The 23,264-nt window shown below is 54.0% G+C and carries 24 protein-coding genes; 9 read left to right on the top strand and 15 right to left on the bottom strand.

The features are described 5' to 3' along the window. Nucleotides 1–22: 22 nt before the first annotated feature. A complete protein-coding gene (locus ABJM21_RS14955) occupies nucleotides 23–739 on the bottom strand; it encodes a pirin family protein (RefSeq protein ID WP_348300795.1) in 717 nt (238 codons plus the stop codon). A 129-nt stretch (nucleotides 740–868) separates the two neighbouring features. Between ABJM21_RS14955 and ABJM21_RS14950 the strand changes: the two genes are divergently transcribed. From ABJM21_RS14950 to ABJM21_RS14940, 3 genes are all read left to right on the top strand, one after another. Continuing rightward, nucleotides 869–1,759, top strand: coding sequence for a LysR family transcriptional regulator (locus ABJM21_RS14950; RefSeq protein WP_348300794.1), 891 nt, complete (start codon nucleotides 869–871; stop codon nucleotides 1,757–1,759). A 200-nt stretch (nucleotides 1,760–1,959) separates the two neighbouring features. Further along, nucleotides 1,960–2,640, top strand: a complete 681-nt coding sequence (locus ABJM21_RS14945; RefSeq protein WP_348300793.1) for a LysE family translocator — start codon at nucleotides 1,960–1,962, stop codon at nucleotides 2,638–2,640. Between the two features lie 9 nt (nucleotides 2,641–2,649). After that, the gene (locus ABJM21_RS14940; protein ID WP_348300792.1) at nucleotides 2,650–3,672 is read left to right on the top strand and encodes a M48 family metallopeptidase; all 1,023 of its coding nucleotides are present in this window, start codon (nucleotides 2,650–2,652) and stop codon (nucleotides 3,670–3,672) included. A gap of 13 nt (nucleotides 3,673–3,685) precedes the next feature. Here ABJM21_RS14940 and ABJM21_RS14935 read toward each other — a convergent pair whose 3' ends face one another. The 7 genes from ABJM21_RS14935 to ABJM21_RS14905 all read right to left on the bottom strand — a co-directional run bounded on the left by ABJM21_RS14935 (nucleotide 3,686) and on the right by ABJM21_RS14905 (nucleotide 11,587). Further along, nucleotides 3,686–3,955, bottom strand: a complete 270-nt coding sequence (locus ABJM21_RS14935; RefSeq protein ID WP_348300791.1) for a DUF6726 family protein — start codon at nucleotides 3,953–3,955, stop codon at nucleotides 3,686–3,688. Between the two features lie 76 nt (nucleotides 3,956–4,031). Continuing rightward, complete coding sequence (locus ABJM21_RS14930) at nucleotides 4,032–4,907, bottom strand: UTP--glucose-1-phosphate uridylyltransferase (RefSeq protein ID WP_348300913.1); 876 nt, start codon at nucleotides 4,905–4,907, stop codon at nucleotides 4,032–4,034. Nucleotides 4,908–4,910: 3 nt separating this feature from the next. Further along, complete coding sequence (msrA, locus tag ABJM21_RS14925; protein ID WP_348300790.1) at nucleotides 4,911–5,444, bottom strand: peptide-methionine (S)-S-oxide reductase MsrA; 534 nt, start codon at nucleotides 5,442–5,444, stop codon at nucleotides 4,911–4,913. 9 nt (nucleotides 5,445–5,453) lie between these two features. After that, nucleotides 5,454–8,552, bottom strand: coding sequence for an efflux RND transporter permease subunit (locus ABJM21_RS14920; protein WP_348300789.1), 3,099 nt, complete (start codon nucleotides 8,550–8,552; stop codon nucleotides 5,454–5,456). Between the two features lie 36 nt (nucleotides 8,553–8,588). Beyond that, nucleotides 8,589–9,653, bottom strand: coding sequence for an efflux RND transporter periplasmic adaptor subunit (locus ABJM21_RS14915; protein WP_348382172.1), 1,065 nt, complete (start codon nucleotides 9,651–9,653; stop codon nucleotides 8,589–8,591). A 143-nt stretch (nucleotides 9,654–9,796) separates the two neighbouring features. Beyond that, a complete protein-coding gene (gene aqpZ, locus ABJM21_RS14910) occupies nucleotides 9,797–10,516 on the bottom strand; it encodes an aquaporin Z (protein ID WP_348300787.1) in 720 nt (239 codons plus the stop codon). A 111-nt stretch (nucleotides 10,517–10,627) separates the two neighbouring features. Beyond that, nucleotides 10,628–11,587, bottom strand: coding sequence for an L-threonylcarbamoyladenylate synthase (locus ABJM21_RS14905; protein ID WP_348300786.1), 960 nt, complete (start codon nucleotides 11,585–11,587; stop codon nucleotides 10,628–10,630). 52 nt (nucleotides 11,588–11,639) lie between these two features. On the opposite strand from ABJM21_RS14905, the gene ABJM21_RS14900 reads away from it, so the two are divergent. After that, entirely contained in the window at nucleotides 11,640–13,391 is a 1,752-nt protein-coding gene (locus tag ABJM21_RS14900) for an acyl-CoA dehydrogenase (protein WP_348300785.1), read from the top strand. Between the two features lies 1 nt (nucleotide 13,392). Beyond that, on the top strand, nucleotides 13,393–14,235 hold the full coding sequence (locus ABJM21_RS14895) for an ATP-binding protein (protein ID WP_348300784.1): 843 nt from the start codon (nucleotides 13,393–13,395) through the stop codon (nucleotides 14,233–14,235). Here the strand turns inward: ABJM21_RS14895 and ABJM21_RS14890 are convergent. Together ABJM21_RS14890 and ABJM21_RS14885 are read right to left on the bottom strand one after the other, a co-directional pair. Next, nucleotides 14,228–15,598, bottom strand: coding sequence for a sorbosone dehydrogenase family protein (locus ABJM21_RS14890; protein WP_348300912.1), 1,371 nt, complete (start codon nucleotides 15,596–15,598; stop codon nucleotides 14,228–14,230). The two genes, ABJM21_RS14895 and ABJM21_RS14890, sit on opposite strands and share 8 nt — an antisense overlap. A 66-nt stretch (nucleotides 15,599–15,664) precedes the next feature. Continuing rightward, complete coding sequence (locus ABJM21_RS14885; RefSeq protein WP_348300783.1) at nucleotides 15,665–15,847, bottom strand: hypothetical protein; 183 nt, start codon at nucleotides 15,845–15,847, stop codon at nucleotides 15,665–15,667. A 191-nt stretch (nucleotides 15,848–16,038) separates the two neighbouring features. Here ABJM21_RS14885 and ABJM21_RS14880 point away from each other — a divergent pair, with 191 nt between their 5' ends. Further along, on the top strand, nucleotides 16,039–16,248 hold the full coding sequence (locus ABJM21_RS14880) for a hypothetical protein (RefSeq protein WP_207986832.1): 210 nt from the start codon (nucleotides 16,039–16,041) through the stop codon (nucleotides 16,246–16,248). 34 nt (nucleotides 16,249–16,282) lie between these two features. Here the strand turns inward: ABJM21_RS14880 and ABJM21_RS14875 are convergent, their stop codons facing one another. The 5 genes from ABJM21_RS14875 to ABJM21_RS14855 all read right to left on the bottom strand — a co-directional run bounded on the left by ABJM21_RS14875 (nucleotide 16,283) and on the right by ABJM21_RS14855 (nucleotide 21,474). Further along, nucleotides 16,283–16,990, bottom strand: coding sequence for a DUF2807 domain-containing protein (locus tag ABJM21_RS14875; RefSeq protein WP_348300782.1), 708 nt, complete (start codon nucleotides 16,988–16,990; stop codon nucleotides 16,283–16,285). Further along, nucleotides 16,987–17,610 (bottom strand): class I SAM-dependent methyltransferase, encoded by a 624-nt coding sequence (locus tag ABJM21_RS14870; protein ID WP_348300781.1) that lies wholly within the window; start codon nucleotides 17,608–17,610, stop codon nucleotides 16,987–16,989. The genes ABJM21_RS14875 and ABJM21_RS14870 overlap by 4 nt, the downstream gene beginning before the upstream one ends. Nucleotides 17,611–17,972: 362 nt before the next feature. Continuing rightward, nucleotides 17,973–18,710: a head GIN domain-containing protein gene (locus ABJM21_RS14865; protein ID WP_348300780.1), complete on the bottom strand. Its 738-nt coding sequence runs from the start codon at nucleotides 18,708–18,710 to the stop codon at nucleotides 17,973–17,975. A 93-nt stretch (nucleotides 18,711–18,803) separates the two neighbouring features. Then, nucleotides 18,804–19,637: a universal stress protein gene (locus ABJM21_RS14860; RefSeq protein ID WP_348300779.1), complete on the bottom strand. Its 834-nt coding sequence runs from the start codon at nucleotides 19,635–19,637 to the stop codon at nucleotides 18,804–18,806. A gap of 109 nt (nucleotides 19,638–19,746) precedes the next feature. Continuing rightward, nucleotides 19,747–21,474 carry a cation:proton antiporter gene (locus ABJM21_RS14855; RefSeq protein WP_348300778.1) on the bottom strand — a complete coding sequence of 576 codons (1,728 nt, stop codon included), beginning with the start codon at nucleotides 21,472–21,474 and terminating at the stop codon, nucleotides 19,747–19,749. 197 nt (nucleotides 21,475–21,671) lie between these two features. Here ABJM21_RS14855 and ABJM21_RS14850 point away from each other — a divergent pair, with 197 nt between their 5' ends. From ABJM21_RS14850 to ABJM21_RS14840, 3 genes are all read left to right on the top strand, one after another. After that, nucleotides 21,672–22,229, top strand: a complete 558-nt coding sequence (locus ABJM21_RS14850) for a VOC family protein (protein WP_348300777.1) — start codon at nucleotides 21,672–21,674, stop codon at nucleotides 22,227–22,229. Further along, nucleotides 22,226–22,441 (top strand): hypothetical protein, encoded by a 216-nt coding sequence (locus tag ABJM21_RS14845; RefSeq protein WP_348300776.1) that lies wholly within the window; start codon nucleotides 22,226–22,228, stop codon nucleotides 22,439–22,441. Before ABJM21_RS14850 ends, ABJM21_RS14845 begins: the two co-directional genes overlap by 4 nt. Before the next feature lie 124 nt (nucleotides 22,442–22,565). Then, complete coding sequence (locus tag ABJM21_RS14840; RefSeq protein WP_348300775.1) at nucleotides 22,566–23,261, top strand: endonuclease/exonuclease/phosphatase family protein; 696 nt, start codon at nucleotides 22,566–22,568, stop codon at nucleotides 23,259–23,261. The last annotated feature ends 3 nt before the right edge of the window (nucleotides 23,262–23,264 follow it).

The raw sequence follows: 23,264 nt of genomic DNA, 5'->3' as shown, positions 1-23,264 counted from the left end.
GGGCCCTCCTCCTTCGCGGGTGTTAGTTTTGTGTCTCAAAGGCTTCGGCAAATACCAATTCGGCATCTTCTACCGCTTCGATCTCAAGTGATGTCACATCACGGATTGCCAGTGCATCGCGGGCAAGGACCAATTCGCCGTTGATCCGCAATTTGCCGGCTGAACCAACCAGATAGACATGCGCGCCTTTAGTGATGTCGTGCCGGACGGTTGTTCCGGCCTTCAATGTTGCGCCGTAAAGCCGTGCATCAGCCCGGATCATTAGCGCACCATTATCGACATCCTCGTCAAAGCCGCTGGCGAGTATTTCCAGCTGACCAGTGCGGTCGCCTTTCGGAAAGGTTTTTGCATCCCAGCGCGGATCACCACCCGGCGCACGTGGTTCAATCCAGATCTGGAACAGGCGGGTCTGTTCGTCTTCCAGATTATATTCGCTGTGCCTCACTCCGGTTCCCGCGCTCATTACCTGAACATCGCCAGCTTCCGTCCGGCCTTCATTACCGAGAGAGTCGCGATGGGTAATCGCGCCTTCACGAACATAGGTGATGATTTCCATGTCCTTATGCGGATGCATCGGAAATCCGGTTTGGGAAGCTATCTCATCATCATTCCACACCCGGATTGGGCCAAAGCCCATGCGGGCTGGATCGTAGTAGCTGCCAAAGGAAAAATGGTGCCGGGCCTGTAGCCAGTCATGATTGACATGGGCCAGTTCATCAAATGTGCGTTTCTCGATCATAGTCAGTCTCCTATTCAGTGGACTGGAAGTGTTTCCGTCTTGCTGGAGAAAGAATTAGGATGATCTCATTGTTTCATAAATATCAAATATAGAAATTGATTGTTTCCATTATTTGAATAATATGATTTTATGAACCTTCCTGATTTTGAAGCCTGGGCGATATTTGCAGCGGCGGCTCGGCTCGGCAGTTTTACAGCCGTTTCGCATGAGCTGGCGATTTCCAAGCCGACCGTGTCCAAGGCGATCACGCGTTTGGAGGAGTCGCTCGGCACGGTGTTGTTTCACCGGACCTCCCGGAAAATTTCACTATCAACGGCAGGCAAGGCGCTGCTTCCCCATGCACAAACTATTGCGCTCGATGGAGAAGCAGCGATGGAGGCAGCCCGTGACACCGCCCATTTGCTGCGCGGACAGGTCCGGTTGGCCGCACCTTTGAGCTTTGGCCTCTCCCATCTCGCGCCGGTTATTGCGGACTTCATGTGCGAATATCCTGAGATCATGGTTGATGTGCAACTGAGTGATGCCCGCGTTGATCTGATTGACGAGGGCTTTGATGTGGCCATTCGCATTGCCGAATTGCAGGATAGCAGTTTGCGAGCCCTGCGTGTGCGGAGCATGCAGGCCCATTTTATCGCAGCCCCGGACTATCTGGAACGGCGCGGTACACCAACGCGGCCAGAGCAGCTCGCGGACCATGATTGCTTTCTTTACTCCAACGAAGCCACGCCGGAAATGTGGCACATGAAGGGACCGGAGGGAGGAAAGATATCGGTACGGCCAAAATGCCGGTTTCAGAGCAACAATGGTGATATCATGCTACCGGCGCTGATCGCCGGGCGCGGGATAGGTTATCTGCCCGATTTTATATGTCAGGACGCGATTGATAGCGGGGCGTTGCAATCGATATTACCGGACTGGCGCTTCGGCGAGATCGCACTTAATCTCGTAATGCCGCCTTCTCCCCATCGCCCGGCACGGGTCAATGCTCTGATCAACTACTTGAAGAAGTATCTCGGTTAATTTCTCCCCTGTTCCTTTGCAAAGAATCTGCTGTCCTACAGAGGGTGCCTTCTATATTGCTTCAGAAATGGTCTATCATGCTGATAAACTGGCGTATTGAGGTGCTTCATCGTCAAAAAAGGGGGCGAAAAGATTATGTGCGATTCTGTGTATAATGCGTATAATCTCGTTCATATTGAGGGCGATGAAGCTGTCTAACGATGCCGCTTGAGACCATCCTGCTCTTCCTGATTACGGACTTGACCTTCTGCTTCACGCCGGGGCCAGCAACCATGGTGACGGTCAGCCATGCACTACCTGCTGGGAAGCAGGGTGGAATGCGCGGTGCGCTCGGACCAATTGTCGGGATTAATGTCGGTAATTTCATTTGGTATGCGCTGACGGCTTTTGGACTCATCGCAATGATTCAAGCTTTCCCATCAGCCTATGCCGTGTTGCGCTGGCTGGGTGTGGCCTATCTGGCGTGGCTTGGCATAGCGATGCTGCGTGGCGCGAGGCAGAGCCTCAGCGGTTCATCGGCTAAGGCGGAAGGGTTCCGGCGCGGGTTCCTGAGCGGGCTGGCCGTGCATATGTCCAATCCCAAGGCGCTTTTCTTCTATACCGTGATCATCCCACCCTTTGTTGACCCAACGGGGAATTTATGCGTGCAATTCGGGATACTGGCAGGTCTGACCATATTTACGGAAACAGCCGGTCTGACCTTTTATGCCGCGCTGGCGTCTCGAGCCCGCAGCCTGGGCAATGCCGATCGCGTACAGGATGTTTTCAAATATGTAGCCGCCGGTGTCCTGGTTTGTGTGGCGCTTGTAATGGCCTATCTCAATCTGATTGACGCCGGCGTAGCATTCGCGTTCAACAGCGCGACAGGGATGGAAATGTAAAGAGCCGAGATGTTGCGTATATTGCCCACCCTTTTTGTCATTTTACTCGCTGCGCAATCGCCAGCGATTGCCGCGCAAGAGCAGGGCAGCCAATCCCCAGATGTACTGGCCCTCAAAGCTCTGCAAACGCTCGATCAAACCATGCATGCGACCGGGTATCGATTGGTCTCTGCCAATGCGAATTTCTGTGCGGAGACGGTGCAGCATCTTGGCCTCCTGCTCCACGATATTGATCAATATGGCGATAAAGCTGCGGCGCGCATCGCACATGGTTTTGCTAGCCCGATCGCCATTAACACGGTTGCGCCCGGCAGTCCGGCCACCGCCGCCGGGTTGGCGGTTGGCGATGGTCTGATTGCGATCAATGGAATGCCGGTTGAGAGCATCGAGATTGATGAAGAAGATATGGCCGATGAGAAACTGGAATATCGACGTATTGCCACGATCAAGACGGCGATGACTCAATCGGCAGCTAGTGGCAGCGTTAACTTGACTATAGAGCGCAGCGGGTTGCGTCAGGACATCACCGTCACACCGGCACGGACATGTCCCAGTCAGTTTCAAATCCGGGTAAGTAAGGAACGCGACGCGTCGGCAGATGGAAAGATGGTCAGCATTTCGTCCACCCTCGCGGAATATGTGTTGAGCGATGATGAGTTGGCAGTGATCGCCGCGCATGAGCTGGCGCATAATCTGCTCAAGCATCGGGAGCGGCTAAATGCGCAAAAGGTCAATCGCGGCTTTTTCGGTCAATTTGGCAAGAGTGCGAAAAGGATCAAGGCAACGGAGATAGAAGCAGACCGGTTGTCAGTCTGGCTGATGGCGAATGCCGGCTATGATCCGCAAGCCGCGATCCGTTTCTGGACCCGCTACGGCAAGCAACATGGCAAGGGTATTTTCTCAGCATCCACCCATTATCGGTGGAAGAAACGTGTGAAATTATTTGAGGAAGAAATTGCAAAAATGCAGGCGATGGAGGCCGTTGCAGGAAAATATGCACCGCCTTTGCTCGCGGCCAGCGAGGCTGAGTAGCCTGTGCCCCGCTTTAATCGTCCTTATAAGCGCGTTTGCACTCTTTACGCTCTTCCTTGGTCTCCGCTTGTTCAAGACAGTCATCGCGCTTTCGCTTCCGTTCAGCCAGTACCTTGCGTCCGAGATCTTCTTCTCTCTCGGACTCGGTCTGGGTAGAGGCATCCACAGCGGTTTCGACAACCGTACCAGCGGCCTTGAAAGGAGCTGTAACGATTTTGCTGGCGACGCAGCCGCTTAGCAAGGCGAGGGCAAGCGATGACATGAGTACGGACGATAGGCGCATGGATGATCTCCTCAGCCAATCCCTTGCGCTCTGGCGAATGAAGACCCGCTGAACAATGGAGTTCGGCTTTACAAGCTTATGATTTTGCGAGTAATTTTTCAGCAACAACGCGGATATCATCCCCAATTTCTGGATGCGCCAGTGCCAGCGCCAGATTGGCTTCGACATAGCCGGCCTTCGACCCGCAATCATATCGCGCACCATCAAAGGTCATGCCGTGAAACGGTTGTTTGCCAATCATCTGCGCCATTGCATCGGTTAATTGAATCTCTCCGCCCGCGCCCGCTTCCTGGGTCTGCAGGATACGCATAACCTCAGGTTGCAGGATATAGCGGCCCGGCAGGATCAGATTGGAAGGGGCGGTGCCAGCGGCCGGCTTTTCGACCAAGCCTTTGACTTCAGTAATAGGGCCATCGCGGTAGCCCGGATCAATCACGCCATAGGAAGGGGTATCCTCAATCGGGATCTCGAGCGCACAGACGATATTGCCGCCGAGCTTGCCATAGGCATCGACCATCTGCTTCATACAGCCAGGGCTACCGACCATGAACTCGTCAGGCAGGAAGATGGCGAAGGGCTCATCACCGATAATATCCCGCGCACACCAGATCGCATGACCGAGGCCAAGCGGTTCCTGTTGCCGAACGAAGACGCTGTTGCCCGGAGTGAGGCGTGTTCCATCAAGAACCGAGCCATCTTTGCCGCGGTCGCCCATGGTGCGTTCCAGCTCATAGGCAAGATCGAAATGGTCCTCGATCATGCCCTTGCCGCGGCCATTGACGAAAATCATCTGTTCAATCCCGGCCTCAAGGGCTTCGTCCACCGCATATTGCAGCAGCGGACGGTCAACAATCGGGAACAGTTCTTTTGGCATGACCTTGGTCGCAGGCAGGAAACGGGTGCCCATGCCAGCGACGGGGAAAACAGCTTTTTTGATCGGTTTCATGGAAATGGCTTAGTCCTTCAATTTATCTGCAAAACTGGTGCGCAGCTTCTGCAACTTCGGAGGGATGGTCGCGACACAATAAGGATTACCGCGCCCTTCATCCGCCCAATATTGCTGGTGATAATCCTCTGCTACATACCAAGTTGCTGGTCCTTCTATCGTGGTTACAACGGGTTCCGAACGCTCTGCGCCCGCCCGTTCTATGCCCGCGACAGCCGCAGCGCGCTGATCATCATCCAAGGGGAAGATAGCTGATCTATATTGCGTTCCGATGTCATTGCCCTGCCGGTTGAGCTGGGTCGGATCATGGGTTGCAAAGAATATGTCGAGCAGGTCGTCATAGCTCACCACTTCGGCATCAAAGCCGATCTTGATCCCTTCAGCATGACCGGTGGTACCCGAGCAGACTTGCCGGTATGTGGGATTGGCGTTGTCGCCGCCAATATAGCCGCTTTCGACGCTTTGAACGCCAGCAATATCGTTGAACACCGCTTCGGTGCACCAGAAACAGCCACCGGCAAAAATCGCTTCCTGCATAGTCATGAACTCCTTTTAGGCTGGCGCTGTCTGATCAGGGGAAGCGCTATCGCCATTTTTCTCTTCTTTCACTCGCCGTTCTTCGTCGCGGCGCGCAATAAGCAAATACATAGCTGGGGTCACAACGCGGGAAAGCAAGGTCGAACTGATCAATCCGCCGATTATGATGATCGCAACCGGCGCGTAAAGTGTGCCTCCAAGGAAGGCGAGAGGCAGTAAACCGCCGATGGCGGTAACAGATGTAAGCAATACGGGGAGGAAGCGGACTTCACCGGCTTGTTCAATAGCTTCCCGTAAAGGCATTCCCCGCTCGCGCAGCTTCGCGGTAAAATCAACAAGCAGGATGGAGTTTTTGACCTCTATACCGATCAGTGCGATAAAACCGATTACACCCATGAAACTGAGCGAACTTCCGGAGAGATATTGTGCGATCAATCCGCCAAAGGTTCCCAATGGAATGACACCAGCAACGACTATTGTTTCTCTGAAACGCCCGAATTCTGCGACCAGAATCGCTAGTATCAAAAGAATAGCGGTGAAAACAATCGGTCCCAAATCGCCAAATGTGTCACCAATCGATTCGCTTTCTCCGCCGATGGAGAATGAATAGCCTTCTGGAAAATCGATATTCTGAATTTTCTCCACCGCCTCGTTGGTTACGATGGATGCCACTTCGTTATATTCCAGTTGGGCGGTAATTGACACAGACCGTTCCAACTGGCGGCGTTGAATTTGCGGCGGGACGTTGGTCAGCTTTGGATTGGTGACTTGTGATAAGGCAACTGGGCTGCCGGTGCGCGTAGCAAGGTAAATATCATCCAAAGCAGAAACGGGCTGCGTCTCTTTCAATGGCAAGCGGACGGTGACGGGATAATTATCACCTTCTTCATCCCGAAAAGTCGCAGCTCGCTCGCCGCTAATCGCTAATTGAATTGCCCGGCGCGCTTCGCCTGGCGGAATATTGAGTAAGGCGGCTTTTTGTTCGTCCAGTCCGATATCAAGATCAATCTTGTCCGTTCCAATCGGGTTATTAATGTCTCTGGCACCAGGGGTATCACGCAAGATATCCTCAACCTGACCTGCCAGATCTTTCAGGACATCAAGCTGCGGCCCGGACACTTCGATTTCTATTGGCGCTGCAATCGGCGGACCATTTTGAAAGGGTTCCAACTTAACGCGCGCGCCCGCTATCGCATCAAATTTTGCCCGGAGCCGGGCGACCAATTCCGGTCCATCATCTGCATCCCATTCATCAAGCACCGCCAGCACTTCGCCATAGTTGGTGCGCTCCGCCCCGACGAAGACATTATAAAATACCTGCGGATTGCCTGCGCCAATATTCTCTGCTCGGACTTTGATCGATGGTTCCGCTTCCATGATTTTTGCGACCTGGCTGACGATCTCGTCCGTTTGGTTCAAGCTGCTCCCCTGTTCTGTTTCGATCGATACTCGGAAATAAGGCGAGTCAGAATTAGGGAAGAGTGAGAAGCCCATTAAGGGAACCAGTGCAAAGGCCGATATGCAAAATACCATAGCGATACCAACAGTTCGCCGAGGCGCGCCCAAAGCGATATGCAAGAGCGGGCTATAAAAGGTCTGTATTTTTTCGTTCAGCCAGCGGAGTAGAGCGTTGCCCTCTGGATTTTCGTCTCGGCGCAACAAGCGGCTGGCAAGAAATGGAATCAAGGACAGGGAGATCACTAAGGACGCGGCCACCGTCATCATAATGGCCAGATAAAAAGAGCGGGTATAGGAGCCTGCTCCTCCAGGCAAGAATAGCAGCGGCGCGAAAGCGAAGATGAGAACGAACGTTGATCCGATTACCGCGCCGCGGATTTCCATAGTAGCCTCTATGGCTGCCTGTGTTCGCGTTTTCCCCATGCGCAAATGGCGCGCTATATTCTCGGTAACAACAATACTATCATCGACCAACAAACCCAATGAAACAATGAACCCTGCGATGGACAGCTGACTGAGATTATAGCCCATTGCGTAGAGTACGAGCAATCCGGATGCCAAGGACAAGGGGATTGAAATCATCACCATGGCCGAAGCCCGCCGACCGAGAGGCAATAAGGTGAATATTACCAATCCGACGGCGATAGCAAAGTCACGGGAGAGTTCGCTTAAACGACGTTCAACATCCCGGCTTTGGTCAAACTGCAATGCCAGCTTGATATCGGCAGGCAGGGTAGCCCGCTGATTGGCAAGTTCTGTGCTGAGTTCCTCTCTCAGGCGGGTCACATCAACACCATCTTTTTGAGTAGCCGTCACAATTATGGCGCGTTTTCCGTTATGCCGTGTGCGATATATCTGTTCAGCCGCACCCCATTTAATGGTCGCTACATCATCAATGGTCAGCAAGGCTCCGCCCGAAGCGCGCAGCGGTAGAGCGCGAATGGCCTCCAGGTTACGAAAAACACCACCCGCTTTCACGTTGAGCCGCCGATTGCCGCTTTGCACCGCCCCGCCAGGAAGTTCTATCCCGCCCTGTTTCAAAGCATCTGCAACCGCGCTTGCCGGGACTTGCAATTCCGATAATCGTGCGGGATCAATCTCAACGCTAATTTCTGGTTGTGGCAGGCCAAATATGCGCGCTTCGCGCACGCCGGGATAGCGTGTCAGGTTATCAACCAAATCATCGGCATATTTGTCCAATCGCCGCCATGATGCGGTCTCACTGACAAGAGCGAGTTGCAAAACCGCCGCCTCGGTGGTGCGAACCTTTCGAAATTCCAGGCGCTGAAGATTCGGGGGCAATGTGTCACGAATGGCATTCACTTCCCGGATGACATCATCAAAATAGCCTTCTACGTCCCCCGTCCAGTCGGTAAATTCGACGCTGATCGTGCTGCCGCCATCGGTGCTGTTGGAGCGAACCTCCTTTATATCGTCTAGGCTTTGGACGGCTTCTTCAATAGGCTTAGCGACCGTTTCTTCCATGTCCTGTGCATCGGCACCGGGCAATATGGCGATGATGCTGACGACCGGAATCGGGAAATGCGGGTCAACGGCTCGGGTGATATTGGATAGAGCGCTGATACCCAATACGACCAACAGCAAAAACAGGATCATCGACAGCTGCCAACGCTCTATGACGAATTTAGCAAGCATCTATGGAAATCTCAGCAAAGAATATTGGGCACCAGATCATTTGGTTGTGCTGATCGGTTTGATGACATCACCGTTTTGCAGTTTTTCAGTGCCGCGTATGACAACAACATCGCCTTCGGCGAGACCGGATGATATTTCCAGACTGTCATCATTTAACTCACCGATGATGACATTACGGGTTTTGACTTTCTTGTCCTTATCGACAACGAAAACCAGACCTTCACCTGATCGCACACCAAATATTGCGGAGGCGGGTATGGCGATCGCACCGTCATTATCTCGGGTTACTTCAATATCAACGGTTCCCAATTGGCCTGACCGCAGCCGGCCATTGGCGGGCAGCAGAAAGCTGACCTCAAACGTGCCGGTTCTTTCATCTGCGCGACCGTCTTTTTCGCTAACCACGGCCTCGATGGCAGAATCTGATATGGCAGAAATGGTTACTTTGGCTCGCATGCCTACACGTACCCGAGATGCATCGGCATCAGCGAATGGGACTTTTAAGACGAAGCCTTTGTCGGTTTCCCCAAGGATAATCGCGGTCGTTCCGGCAGTCACAATCTGGCCAGCATCAATATTTCTGCTGAGGATAATGCCATTGCTCGGTGCATGTATATGGGCAGTTCTACTTGCAAAACCGCTGGCATTGACTTGGGCTTTGGCGGCCCGCATCGCCGCTTCAGCCTGTTCCAGGCGTGCTTTGGTAACCCAGCCATCGGCATAGAGAGATTTGATCCGACCAAATTCTGCTTCTGCACGGTCCAATTCGGCCTGTGCCGATTCCAGATCAGCGGACACGGTGCTGTTATCGAGTGCTGCCAGAGTAGCGCCGCGCTTTACCCGGTCGCCTTCTTCATAGCGTACCGAGGCGACTTGTCCGGATGTCGTAAACCCCAGTTCCGTCTCTCGGCGCAGGCGCACGGTGCCAGCTGTGGTGATGATTTCATTTTGGCCGGCGCTATGGACGACGATTGTCGCTGCCGGAACGGGATCTCGATCTTTCGGCTTTTCTTCTGCTTCTGTTCCACTGCACCCAAACAGCAAGGCAGTTGCAATTAACGCCAGAGATTTCAGACCTAAATAGTTTCGACTACGCCCCACCATATTCCTTATCTTGTCCCTCCCGACATCTCTTCATAAGTCGCGAAATCGCTGTGACCAACAGAAAATTGCGATTTGCAACGAAAAGGGCCGGATCATATGACCGGCCCCTTGGTTTTTATCAGACTATGTTGGTGGGAAGACTAGCTCTCCGTACCAACATTCTGGGCGTCGCCGCCGACAATTTTATAGACGATTCCAGCTAGCAAAGCGCCAACAATGGGTGCGACCCAGAATATCCAAAGCTGTGACAGGGCAATGCCGCCTTCGATCAGCGCCGGACCGGTGCTCCGCGCTGGATTGACCGATGTGTTGGTCACTGGAATACTGATCAGGTGAATCAGCGTCAGCCCCAGACCAATAGCCAAGGGTGCAAAGCCCGCCGGTGCCCGGCCATCCGTAGCTCCCAGAATGATCATCAGGAAAAAGAAGGTCAGCAATATCTCAATCGCTATCCCGGCACCCATCGCATATCCGCCGGGGGATTTGTCGCCGACTCCGTTAGCAGCAAGGCCATTGACCGCGATGTCATAATCCGCATTGCCGGTTGCGATCCAATAGAGCGCCGCTGCCGCTGCGACTGCGCCGACCACTTGCGCGATAATATATGCTGGAATTTCATTGGCCGGAAAGCGCCCGCCAGCCCAGAGGCCGATGGTTACGGCCGGGTTCAGGTGACAACCGCTAATATGGCCAATCGCATAAGCCATGGTGACTACGGTCAAGCCAAAGGCTAGCGACACACCCAATAGGCCAATGCCGACTTCGGGAAACGCTGCCGCGATAACCGCACTGCCGCACCCGCCAAAAACAAGCCAAAATGTACCGAGAAATTCTGCTAATGATTTTTGTATAGCCGTCATATTCTTGACTCCCCCAAGAAATGTTCACAGCCTCTATTGAGCTGCGCAGCTGTCATTTACCGCAATTCAGCTAAATCGCCTAATTTCAGGGCGTAAACCTATGTAAAAACGTCAGTCTTGTTGTGCTGCGCGTTGTAATCGATCGTTTATTGCTGCGCCGATACCAGTCTTCGGGATGGGTGCAATGGCAATATTCGGACGATCGCTGGCATCGGCAACATGCAGGGCGGCAAACAGGTTGGTCGCCGCTTCGGCTAGGTCACCGGTGGCCGACAGGGTGTGATCGCCGCCTATGGAGCCAAACCCGATATAATAGGCGCTAGGATCCGGCTGACTAATATTCAGATGCACCGGCTTGGAGGGCGCATAGTGGCTGGCGAGCTGGCCCGGCGCTTCGACCTTGGCGCTTTGTTGACTAATTGCCTCCTGGCCAGTGCATTTTTTCAGATCCTCTGCGGTTATCGGGCCGGGGCGCAATATTTGATAATCGTCTCCTCTGATAGCGACAATAGTCGACTCCACGCCGTTTTGACTCGGGCCGCCGTCCAATATCATGGGGGCCGCGTCACCCAGGCTGCGCTCGACATGCTGTGCCATTGTTGGGCTGATGCCGCCGCTCTTATTGGCAGATGGTGCGGCGAGGAAAAGCCCGGAAACTGCGAGCAATTCTTGCATCAAGGGATGTGCGGGGTAGCGCAATGCGATGGTTTCAAGGCCTGCGGTCACCGTCGGCGCAACCGGACAGTCAGGCGTTTTGGGAACAACAAGCGTCAAGGGACCGGGCCAGAATTCCTTTGCCAGTTTATTGGCCAGATCATTGAATAGACCCAATTTCCCGGCGGCTTCAACGTTCGGTACATGGACGATCAGTGGATTGAAATCGGGGCGGCCCTTGGTCCGGTATATGTCTGCTATCGCGCTGGCATTGGTCGAATCGGCAGCCAGCCCGTAGACTGTTTCGGTTGGTACGGCGACCAGCCCGCCGGCCTTTAACCGCTCGGCAGCAGCGACTATCGTCTGCTTGCCGTAACGTCGCGCATCGTCGCCAATATGATCATTTGAGCCGGACATGATAGGGCGCTATAGCCCAGCGAGAATTCAAGCAATAGCGGATACCAATTAGATGAGCTTTACAGCGCCCAGCAGAGAACAGAATTTCGTCCTAAAACATATCGCCAATATCGGCTCGCTTGCCGAGCATGAACGCTTTGCCGGTGCCAGCGAAGATATGGTCGAAGCCATTGTTGAGGGCATTGGCCAGTTTGCCGCCGGTGAATTTGCCCCAATTAACCGCACCGGCGATACTGTGGGCGCGAAATGGAATGATGGCAGCGTGACTATGCCGGCGGGTTTCAAAGAGGCTTATGGTCAGTTTGTCGAAGGTGGCTGGGCTTCTATTGACGGTCCTGAAGATTTTGGCGGACAAGGCTTGCCCTATTCGCTGTCCGCGTTGATCCTCGAAACCTGTGGAGCGGCCAATTTCGCTTTCACTCTATGCCCGATGCTGAGCTTTGGCGCAGTCGAGGCGATTCACGCTCATGGTAGCGATGAGCAGAAGGCAACCTACTTAGAGAAAATGATTTCCGGTGAATGGACGGGAACGATGAACCTTACCGAACCGCAAGCCGGATCCGATGTCGGTGCACTACGTTCCACGGCAGAGCCGATCACGGAAGGGGAACATGCCGGAAAATATAAGATCAAAGGTCAGAAGATTTATATCACCTTTGGCGAGCATGACCTGACCGACAATATTGTTCATCTGGTTTTGGCCCGAACACCCGGTGCGCCAGAAGGGACGCGGGGCATTTCCTTGTTTATTGTTCCCAAATTCCATCTGGACGCTGACGGCAATAGCGCAGCGCCTAATGATGTGACCTGTGTTTCGATTGAACATAAGCTTGGCATTCACGCGTCGCCGACCTGCGTCATGGCCTATGGCGAGAATGACGAATGTATCGGTGAGATGATTGGCGGCGAATTTGGCGGGATGAAAGCGATGTTCACGATGATGAACAACGCCCGCATCAATGTCGGTTCACAAGGCGTGCAGATTGCTGAACGAGCAACTCAGCAAGCCATAGAATATGCCACCGACCGCGTACAATCGGCGCGTGCGGGCAGCGGCAATAAAGAACCCGTTGCGATTATTGAGCATCCAGATGTGCGCCGGATGATCCTGCGCAGCAAAGCGCTGACACAGGCGGCTCGGGCGCTGCTCTATTTTGCGACCTCTCATGTAGATGGGGCGACTTTGGGCATTGAAGGTGCGAAGTCGCGAGCTGAAATCCTCACACCCCTGATCAAAGGCTATGGGACGGACATCGGCAATGAGGTCGCGTCGATTGGCGTTCAGGTGCATGGCGGGATGGGCTTTGTCGAAGAAACCGGAGCGGCCCAGCATTTTCGCGACGCCCGGATCGCCCCGATTTATGAAGGTACTAATGGTATTCAGGCAGCGGATCTTGTCGGTCGGAAGCTGGGTCTGGATGGCGGTGATGCGATGATGGCTCTTATTTCTGACATTAAAACAGAAGCGAAAGACGAAGATACGCTGATGACATTGGCACTGATGGTCGAAGATATCGCCAAGTGGATGGCCGGCGGCGATGCCTCGATTGATGACCGTCTAGCCGGTAGCTATCCGTTCATGACCATGCTGGCGACGGCGACTTGCGGTATGCTGATGAAAAAGCAGCAGAGGATTGCTGAGGCGGAATTGGGCGAGGGCAACGATCCGTTCCTGAAAGCAAAGCTGGTAACGACCCGCTACTATCTCGATCATCTTGTTCCCGAGGCTTTGGGCCTGAAAGCCGCAGCTATGGGCGGGGCTGACATATTATATAGCCTCAACAGTGAGGAACTGGTCGCCTGATATGACGGATGGGGAGAGCAGTCTGGAAATTGGGGTGGCGCTCCATCGGATTGCCAATGCTTTGGAACGCCTGTCCCCTGTTCCTTCCGAATCTGCAGATATCGGCACGGGGCCGGCCTTCCATTGGACCGGTAAAACCATCGAAGCGATTGACAGCTTCGCACCCATTGCGCTGGATATGTTGACCGGAATTGACGATCAGAAGGCACGGTTGCTGGAAAATAGTAAACGCCTGGCGGGAGGTTTCGCGGCTCATGATGTCTTGCTGTGGGGGTCCCGCGGTATGGGCAAGTCTGCCCTCGCTAAGTCAGTGGTCCGCGAGTTGAACATGGCGGGCTCGGATATTGCCATGGTTGAGGCCAATGCGGATATGCTCGAAAACCTGCCGGGTCTTTTTGCCACCTTGGGTAAGACGGATCGCGCCTTCATCCTGTTCATAGATGATATCGGGTTTGAAGAAGGCAGCGCTGCACCGCGCCTGATGCGGTCCATGCTGGAAGGTGGCGCGGCGGCACGCCCCGCCAATGTACGGCTCTATGTTACGTCAAATCGTCGCCATATCGTCCCGCGCCAAATGGCGGAACAGGATGATCCGATCAATCCGCGTGATGTGGTTGATGATAAACTGGCGCTGTCAGATCGCTTTGGCCTGCGGCTCGGTTTTCATGCCGCATCACAAGATGACTATCTGGCGATGATTGACCGATATGCTGAAGCCTATGGGTTGGTATATGAAAGCGAAGATGCGCTTTTATGGACCCGTCAGCGCGGCAGCCGGTCAGGCCGGGTTGCGTGGCAATATATCGTTGAACTGGCCGGGCGTGCCGGAAAGTCGATCAGCTAGGCTGTTCGGTTTCGGTTTCAGCTTCGGGCTTTGTCGCACCGGGCTTTGAAACCCGCCAGATTATCCCGCCAACATCGTCGCTGACCAGCAAGGCTCCGGTCCGGTCAAACTCTACCATAGTGGGGCGACCGCGTGCCTTTTCTTCGTCATCGATAAAGCCGCTAAGAAGCATTTGCGGCTTACCCTGCGGTTTTCCTTTTTCATCGAAATCCACATAGACAACGTCATAGCCGGATAGCGGCTTGCGGTTCCACGAGCCATGTCTTGCAACGACGGCACCGCTGTCAAATGGCGCGCCCAAAGCTTCGCCATTGGAAAAGGCCAGACCTAAAGGAGCGACATGAGCGCCCAGGCCATAGTCAGGCCGCCGCTCATATTGACGATGATCGAGATTTTTCGGCTCCACCCGTGGATCGACATGCCCGCGCCAGAAATGCCATGGCCAACCATAATGAGAAGCAAAGAGCACTTCGGTCAGATAATCCGGCACCATGTCACTGCCGAGCATGTCGCGCTCGTTGACCACGGTCCAGAGCTTGCCGGAAACCGGTTCATAGGCGAGTCCGACCGGATTGCGCAGACCGTCTGAATAAACAATCTTGTCATTGGTCGCCAATTCGACGCGCAAAACGGCTGCCCGCTCATCCTCGGAATCCATACCGTTTTCACCGATATTGCTGTTCGATCCGACAGCGATGAACAGATATTTTCCATCCGGGCTAGCGATCAGGTTGCGGGTCCAATGATTATTGGGTGCCTTTGCATTGAGGTTGGCAACCTTGCGGCCCTCTGCGGTGATTTTGGTATCACCAACGGTATAGGGATAGGCCACGACATCATTGGTATTCGCTACGTAGAGTGTGTCTTCGATCAACGCCATGCCGAAAGGTGAATTGAGATCTTCAAGCAGGGCGAATTTCTCATCAACCTTACCATCGGCATCGCTGTCGCGCAGCAAGCTGATCCGGTTGGCCGAGGCTGTGCCGGCACCCGCTTTGCTCATCAGATTGCGCATGATCCAGCCTTCGATGCCGCTATTGGTGCGGGGCGGGCTGTTGGTTTCGGCAACCAATATATCGCCATTGGGCAAACGCAGCATGGAGCGCGGGTGATCCAATCCTTCGGCAAATCGCTCGACCGTCAGGCCCTTTGCTGCGACGGGACCTTCGCCCGGATTCCACGGATCGGCCTCGGCGATATTGATGGTCGGGAAATTTTCCTTACGCACATTGGTGATCTCGGGTTTCACCCCCGTAGTCGCTTCGAGCGGCAGGCGAGCCGTGTCGCCGCGCGTAAAATAATAGCCTGCGCCAATAACGATGATGATGAGCAGAATCGAGACGTTGCGAATATGTTTTAGCATGGGAAGATAATAGGAAGCACCGCGTCTGATGACAAGCACGCTATTGGTAGGAATCTTCCAACGGTATTAGCGATCAAAATACCAGATGGCGGTGGCGATCAGAGCACCGGTAGCCAATCCGGCAAGAAAACCTATGGAAGGCTGCCCCAACAGACCGCCCACAATGGCACCGAGAATGCAACCGGCCGCGAGGAAAAACCCGCCGCCACTTTTATTGGTGCTGCCTTTTGGATTCTGGTCGTCGGTCATATTGAGTCCCCGTTCAACAGTCATCGCCGCCCCATGCCATGCTCTGCCGCGATTGACCAGAGCAGTTTGCTTACCAAAAAATAAGCTTTTGTTCACCATCCGCTTTGACGGAATTTCCACTCCTGTTGATTAGTGCTCATTGCCATCGAGTGGGTCGATAGAGGCTCACTTTTTTAGCGCAGGAGCCTGTTTTGCAACTACCCGTATTTATAGACTCCACCAATTTTTCCGATGCCGAACAGCTGATCACCAATTTTGGTGAAGAGGCCGGTCTGGAAGCCGCCAACCGGGCGGACAAAAGCCGTGCCGTTGGCAATCATTTGCACTATTGTAAATGGCGCCAGGTCGAACGGCTTTGTGTATTGCTATCGATCGACCAATCGATCGGAACAGTGCACTAACTGATTGATTTTCAGATAAATTTAAGAGGAGAGTCTACCGTTTCGGATCGCAGGTTATCTGTGCCGAACCGCCGGATTTGACGCTGCAATTGGGCCTGCCATCAATCTGGATTTGACCAGTGCCGCTATTGAAAATATTGGCTTCTTTCTCAACGAAAACATGGCTACTGGCCGGTCCACGATGAGTGAGATCCAATGTCTCCAAAGTCAATTGTGAGCCATCGAATATGCTGGAGCCGAGAAGGCTGATCCGCCCTCTTTTGGCTTGACCAGCTATCGTAAATTGCCCGCCCCCATTCATCGCAATGTCGAGCGTGTCGCCGTCGACATCGTTAATCATTAGCACACCGAAGCCGCTTAGACGTGCTTTGGGCGCGCTACCACCAAGCTTGTCGAGGGATACTGTACCTGATCCTGAATGAGTGATTGTCTTTATAACATAGCTGCTGAGGGTGACTGTGACGGGTTCGTCAGCCGAAAAACGGCTATTATTGCCAGGCTTCGGTTTAACCGAAACGATCAGCTGGCTGCCACTTTTGCGCAGAGAAACACGGTCCAACACTTCCCGGTTGGCCGCTTCCGCGCTGGCGGACACACCGCGGTCGGTGGTGATGAAGACATCGACGCTGCCGATAATACGGATATCTTCGAAGCTGGAGATGGAGAATTTGCGTTCCATAGCCTGCGCTGGCGCTGCGATCACGGCCAAGGCGAGTGACAAAATGACAAAGAGATTCTTCATAACGGCCGTGCTTCTCCAAATTCCATCCAGCCTAACCATCTAGGCGTCTTGGGGGCATAATGCCCGCCTTCCTGTTGCAGCGCAAAGCCCTCTGCCTCGAATAATTTCGAGACCGGGCGATGCAAATGACAGCCACCGGCAATATGTTTCCATACTGGCTCAATCCGTTGTTGCCATTTTTCGGGACCTTTATCGGGCGCGCGTCCATGTTCAAGGAACAGGATTTTGCCGCCCGGTTTCAGCACCCGCCGCATTTCTTTCAGAACTTGTTTACCATCTTGTACTGAACAAAGCGTAAAGGTCGTGAGCACCGTATCGAAACTATCGTCCTGAAATGGCATGGCTTCTCCAATGCCGTCCAATATATCCATCTCAAAACCAAGCGCCTTGGCTTCGCTGCGCGTATAGTCGAGCAGCTCGGCAGAGGGATCGAGCCCAGTGAGCTTGTCGACTTTGGAGCGATCATAAAATTGCAGATTGATACCGCCACCGCAGCCTAGTTCCAGCACTTCGCCCTGCGCTTTGGGGACTACTTCACTACGGTCTTTCATCACTGCCGGTTGTGAACAGGCGAATTTGATGATCCGCGGAACGGCATGTTTTTCCCAGAAATTAGGCATGAGCCTGTCTCCCCGTGAAAATTGCACTCCAGACCGGAACACAATCCACCGCTATTGATCGCGATGAAATTCCAAAGTTCACACAATTCACAGGTCGTTTTTTGCGAGACGTACGCCGTTCAAAGTTCACACACATCACACGCCACTTTTCAGAGCAGCGTGCGATCCAAAGTTCACATAGATCACACACTGTTTCTCCACAAAAAGCAGGCAAGCGCGGTGCCGGTTCGAAAACCGCACCATATCTCATCTGGTTGTGGCTGATCTGATGGTTTTGCGTTGTCATGATAGCCCTCCCAAGCCTTTGTAAGGAAGGCTAGCAGAAGGCCAATCAGGTAGGAAAGGGAATTCCGCTTAGGGAATTACCCACAGGTGACCTTTCCTGATCCTGCGGTCTTGGAGTTACACTTGGCGTCGCCATGGATAAGGACATCCCCGGAACCCGCAATTTTGGTATCGATGGTGCCATCCGAAGACAGGGAGACATCACCGCTGCCGGCAATTTTGATGGTTGCGGTTTCGGCTTTAAGTCCCTTACCGCTGATATCGCCGGAGCCAGCAATTGATATTTTGACATCATCGGCGGTGCCAGCAACCGAGACGTCGCCAGACCCGGCGACTTTGGTAGTGAGCGAAGCGGTGTCCATGGTCTCAACGTCGATATTGCCAGACCCGGCAACACTAATCTTCGTGCTTTCGCTCTCCATCTTATCGACTTTCATATCGCCAGACCCGGAAAGCTTGGCGCTGTTCAGGGACGGCGCACTCACATAGACGGTCGCACCCTTATAATCGCCGCTCCACATGCCTTTTCTTTCGCGGCCAATTTTCAGCTGCCCATCAGTGATCTTGTAGCGCAGTTGTTCCAGCGTATCGGCATCGCCTTCCGCCCGAATGGAAAAGTCCGAGCCGGTGGTGAAGATGACATTATCTGGTCCCGCAAGAGTGACACCTTCAAATTCGCCAGGATTCGTATCTGAGGTCCCGATTTGTATGCCGTCAGAAAAACTACTCTTTCCCGCATTGCCAACCGCGTTGGCGATAGACCCCTCACAGGCTGAAAGAGCAAGGAAAGGAACGACAAGTAACAATTTTTTCATGAGGGCCTCCAATGTGTATTGGCTAACTAATACAGCAAGGCAGCCTCATTGGCAAGCGATGAGTTGGCATAAATGTGACGGATGCCGAAGCGGCTATTTTGGCGGCTTGCGTACCGCCAATACATCGCACGGTAAATAGGTGATCAGTGCGCGCGCCATGCTGCCCATCATATTGGCGCGAAAACCGCTTGTACCGTGGGTGCCGATAACCGCCAGGTCGGTATGACGGTCCTTTAGTGCCTGCTGGGCGACGCTGCATGTATCGCCATATTCAACGCTATAGGTCAGATCCTTGCGCGTTTTCGGAGAAAGTTCCAGCTCCTCGATGAATTTTGCAATTTGCAAATGCTGTTCGGTCCGAAATTCTTCTGTCGCGGCTTCGCTATTCAAAAAACCCTCAAACGGGACATGAAAAGCATTGATTATATGGGTCTGCAGCTCGGGAAACAGCGCACAGCTCTGCTCAATCGCATAGGCCGAAGGCGGCGAGAAATCGCTGGCGGCTACCAGACGCTCATAATTGGTCGTCGCACGGTTTTTTGCAATGAGTATCGGTAGCGGGCTGTGGTGGATGATCCGTTCCAATTGCGTGCCCATGACAAGATCACCGAGACGGCCAATCCGGGCAACACCAGCCACGATCATCGCGGCATTGGTCGCGGCCGCATTTTCAACAATCTGACTCACCACATCGCCGCGTTCGATAATGATTTCGGCGTCCATATCATAGCTGGAGAGATCGAGCTCGATTTCAGCTCTGGCCGCATCCATGGCGGCACTGTCATGGCGGCCTTTTTCCAGCACATGAAAAACCACCAACTTGGCATTGCCTGCTTTTGCCAGCTGGATCGCGCGATCCATCGGTCGATCACCGCGCGCCGTCATGTCGGTTGTAAGGAATATGGTCTGGTCTGGTTTTGCGGACATGGGGGAATGTCTTTCTTCTCAAGAGGGGATATTCATTTAAAAAATTGAGTATCACGGCCTGTTCGCGAGTGTAAAATCGATTGATTACGTCCTATTCCATAGCGACTGTCTATTCTTCTTCTCCCCTGCCGGTTTGCCAGGTGCGCTGATCATCGACGATGGCGCGGGCGGCATCTTGCGGGAAGCCAATGCTGGTCAGCAATTGCTCGCAAAGTTCCAGGCTGGCCTCGACCGTTTCAGGCACCGCGCTGCGGGCTCCGCTGGCGCGCAGATGGGCAGCATGGCTGACGTCGCAAGCCCGCGCGATAATCGGGATATGCGGCCAATCGTGGTGGATAGCCTTGATGACATGCTCGGCCGCTTCCGGCGTATCCATCGTAGTGGCAAAGGCCGACGCGCGTTCAATGCCAAGATGTTTGAGCAGGTCGGGCTGGCTGGCATCGCCGAAAAAAACGGCGGCTCCTTTCGCACGTTCGGCAGCCACCAGTTCGGGGTCGCTGTCGACTGCAACATAAGGAATGCGTTGCTCTTCCAGCAACTGTGCAAGCATACGCCCAACCCTTCCAAAACCGCCGATTATCACCGGTTGCTCGTCAGCAATGCTCGCGCTTGGACCGCCATTTTTGGCGTCCCGCTGACGTATATATTCGCCGATCCGCCGCCCGGCTATGGCAAGCAGCGGCGTGAGGAACATCGTGACGATGACGACCAGCAGCATGAACTGTGCAATGTCGGGATCAAGCAGGGCGAAAGACAGGGCTGCGGCGATGACAACAAAGGCAAATTCACCGCCCTGGCTCATCAATATGGCGGTTTCTGCCGCGACATCCTTGGGCAAGCGATAGATGCGGGCGAGGGCAAAGAGAATGATGCCTTTGATCGTCAGCAGGCCTAGCGCGGATAGCAAGACCCATTGAATATCCGCCCAAACCGCCAAGATATCGAGACTCATCCCGACAGAGATGAAAAACAGGCCGAGCAGCAGGCCCTTAAACGGTTCGATATCGCTGGCGATTTGATGGCGATATTCGGTTCCGGCGAACAATAGCCCGGCTAGAAAGGCGCCTAGTGCCATGGATAGTCCGGCCAATGCGGTCAAAGCTGCGGTGATCAGCACCAACAATATCACTGCAGCCATAAACACTTCGCGGCTGCCGGTGCCGCCAACAAAACGCAGGAATGGACGGACAGCGACCCGGCCGATCAGGAAGATCAGGGCAATGACCAAAACCGCCTCCCCGATTGCTTGAAGCGCCGCCAAGGCCAGCGAACCTTCCACTGTCGCGCCCGCTATACCAACGAAGAACAGGATCGGCACCACGGCGAGATCCTGAAGGAGCAGCACGCCAAAACTGGCGCGACCCGCGGGCGTGCTGAGGCGCCGTGTTTCGGTGAGCAATTGCATCACCAAAGCGGTCGATGATAGCGCAAGACACAGGCCGAAAATTGCCGCAGCGACCAAGCTATTGCCAAAGGCATAGGCGATACCGCCGATGACCAGCGCGCTGATCGTAACCTGCATTGTACCGAAACCGAAGACAAGCCGGCGCATGCCCCAAAGCTGTGCAACTGATAGCTCCAGGCCGATGGTGAAGAGCAGGAATATCACGCCTAGCTCTGCAAACCGGCTGACCCCCTCGACATCGGCAATGACCATCAGTTCGAGCACCGGCGTTTCGCCGACCAGTCGCCCGACGCCAAAGGGGCCGATGATTAGCCCAACAAACAGAAAGCCCAGCACCGCGCTGATACCGGCACGGCGGACCAGTGGCACAACCAGCCCGGCGGCGACGAGGAATATGATGGTTTCCCGAAGATAGGGTATTTCAGGATGCACGGTCAGGCCTCTGCTGTGATGCGATGGGGTCTGTGAAGGCGAATCTTATGGGCCCTTTCCCGCGGTTTCAAGATTATTATGACAGCTTCAGCAAAAGATATTTCGCCAAATTTTTGGATTCGGATTGATATGGCTCAAGACCCCGGAAATTCCTCTGTGCAATAAACTGCATGGCGACGATCAGAAGGGAGCTAATCATGTCTGAACCATCAGCATCAGGTCATATTGTCTGGCATGACCTTTTGACCACCAACGTTAGCAAAGCGCGTCAATTTTATTCGGCGTTGCTCGGGTGGAGCTATGAGGTTGAACATGCGACGGAATTTGTCTGGAAATCCGGCGAGGCAGATTATCCGCTGATCCTCCATGATGGCGAAGCGCATGGCGGGTTTATCGAGATTGAACCGGATCAACCTTCTCGCTGGTTGGCCTTTGTCGCCGTTGACGATGTCGATGATGCCGCTGCACGCTCCAAGATATTGGGGGCCACAATTGAAAGAGAACCGTTTGATATTCCCGGTGTCGGGCGAAGCGCAGTCGTGCGCGACGCGCAAGGTGCAACGATTTGTCCCTTTGTCGCCAGTCACGACTATCCAGCGCCGACGGGCGTGTTCCTTTGGGATGAACGCTCACGACGGATACGGACAGTGCGCAGCTATTTTATGAAAAGCTCTTCGCATGGTCTGCCAAGCAGTCCGATGCTGGAGATATGGGACCTTATACCAGTTTCTCGGCAGTTGATGGTAGCCCCGTGACAGGGGCTTTGGCGATACCCGAAGGGCTAGATGTTATGGCGCAATGGGTGCCTTGTATTGCCGCTGGAGATGTTGATGCGTTGACCGAGAAGGCGCTATCTTTGGACGCGCAAATAATGATCCTACCAAAGACCATAGAAGCCATTGGCCGGTTCGCGCTGTTGCGGGACCCCACTGGCGCATTGTTCGGATTTTTGGAACCAGCGCGCTAAACCACGAACTTCTGTGGACCAGATACTATTTGCATGATGGGCGCTTATCCCTAACTTGGCTCCGGCCCGGGCAAATGGAAACCGGGCGGAACGGAACCGGCGTGGGACAAGTGCAGACTCTTCGATGCTAAAAGTTGCCAGTTACAACATCCATAAGGCTATCGGAACCGACAGGCGGCGCAATCCCGGCCGTGTTATTGAAGTGCTCAACGAGCTTGAGGCGGATATTATCACCTTGCAGGAAGCGGATCGCCGCTTTGGCGCGCGGGCGGCGGCTATCCCGGCGTTACTGCTAGAACAATATAGTGACTATCGCGCCATTCCGCTGGATGTGCAGACGGATAGCATGGGTTGGCATGGCAATGCGATATTGGCGCACAAGTCCGCCCGGATAGTGGCCCATGACATATTGCATATTCCCTATCTGGAGCCGCGCGGCGCGGTGATGGCGCAGATAGATGTGAACGGTTTTGAACTGTCGATATTTGGCATGCATCTGGACCTGTCCGGCCTTTGGCGCCGCCGGCAGGCGGCCACCATTGTCAAACTGGCCAAACAATATGGAGAGGAAAGGGCGACCATATTAATGGGTGATCTCAACGAATGGAGTGCCTCTGGTGGTTGCCTGAATGATTTTGGGCGCAGCTATAATCTGGTTGAATGCGGTCGCAGTTTTCACTCGCGCGGACCGATTGCCCGGCTCGACCGGATCATGCATTGTGATCGGTTAAAGGCGGTTATCGGCGGCGTCCATTACAGTGCCTCGGCACGCAAGGCATCGGACCATCTGCCGGTTTGGGCGCAGATAGATTCGGCTTAACGG

It is taken from the genome of Parasphingorhabdus sp. (assembly GCF_039977335.1).
Taxonomy (GTDB): domain Bacteria; phylum Pseudomonadota; class Alphaproteobacteria; order Sphingomonadales; family Sphingomonadaceae; genus Parasphingorhabdus.
Note: the sequence above shows the minus strand (reverse complement) of the source record. Positions and strands in the feature narration are given on the sequence as shown.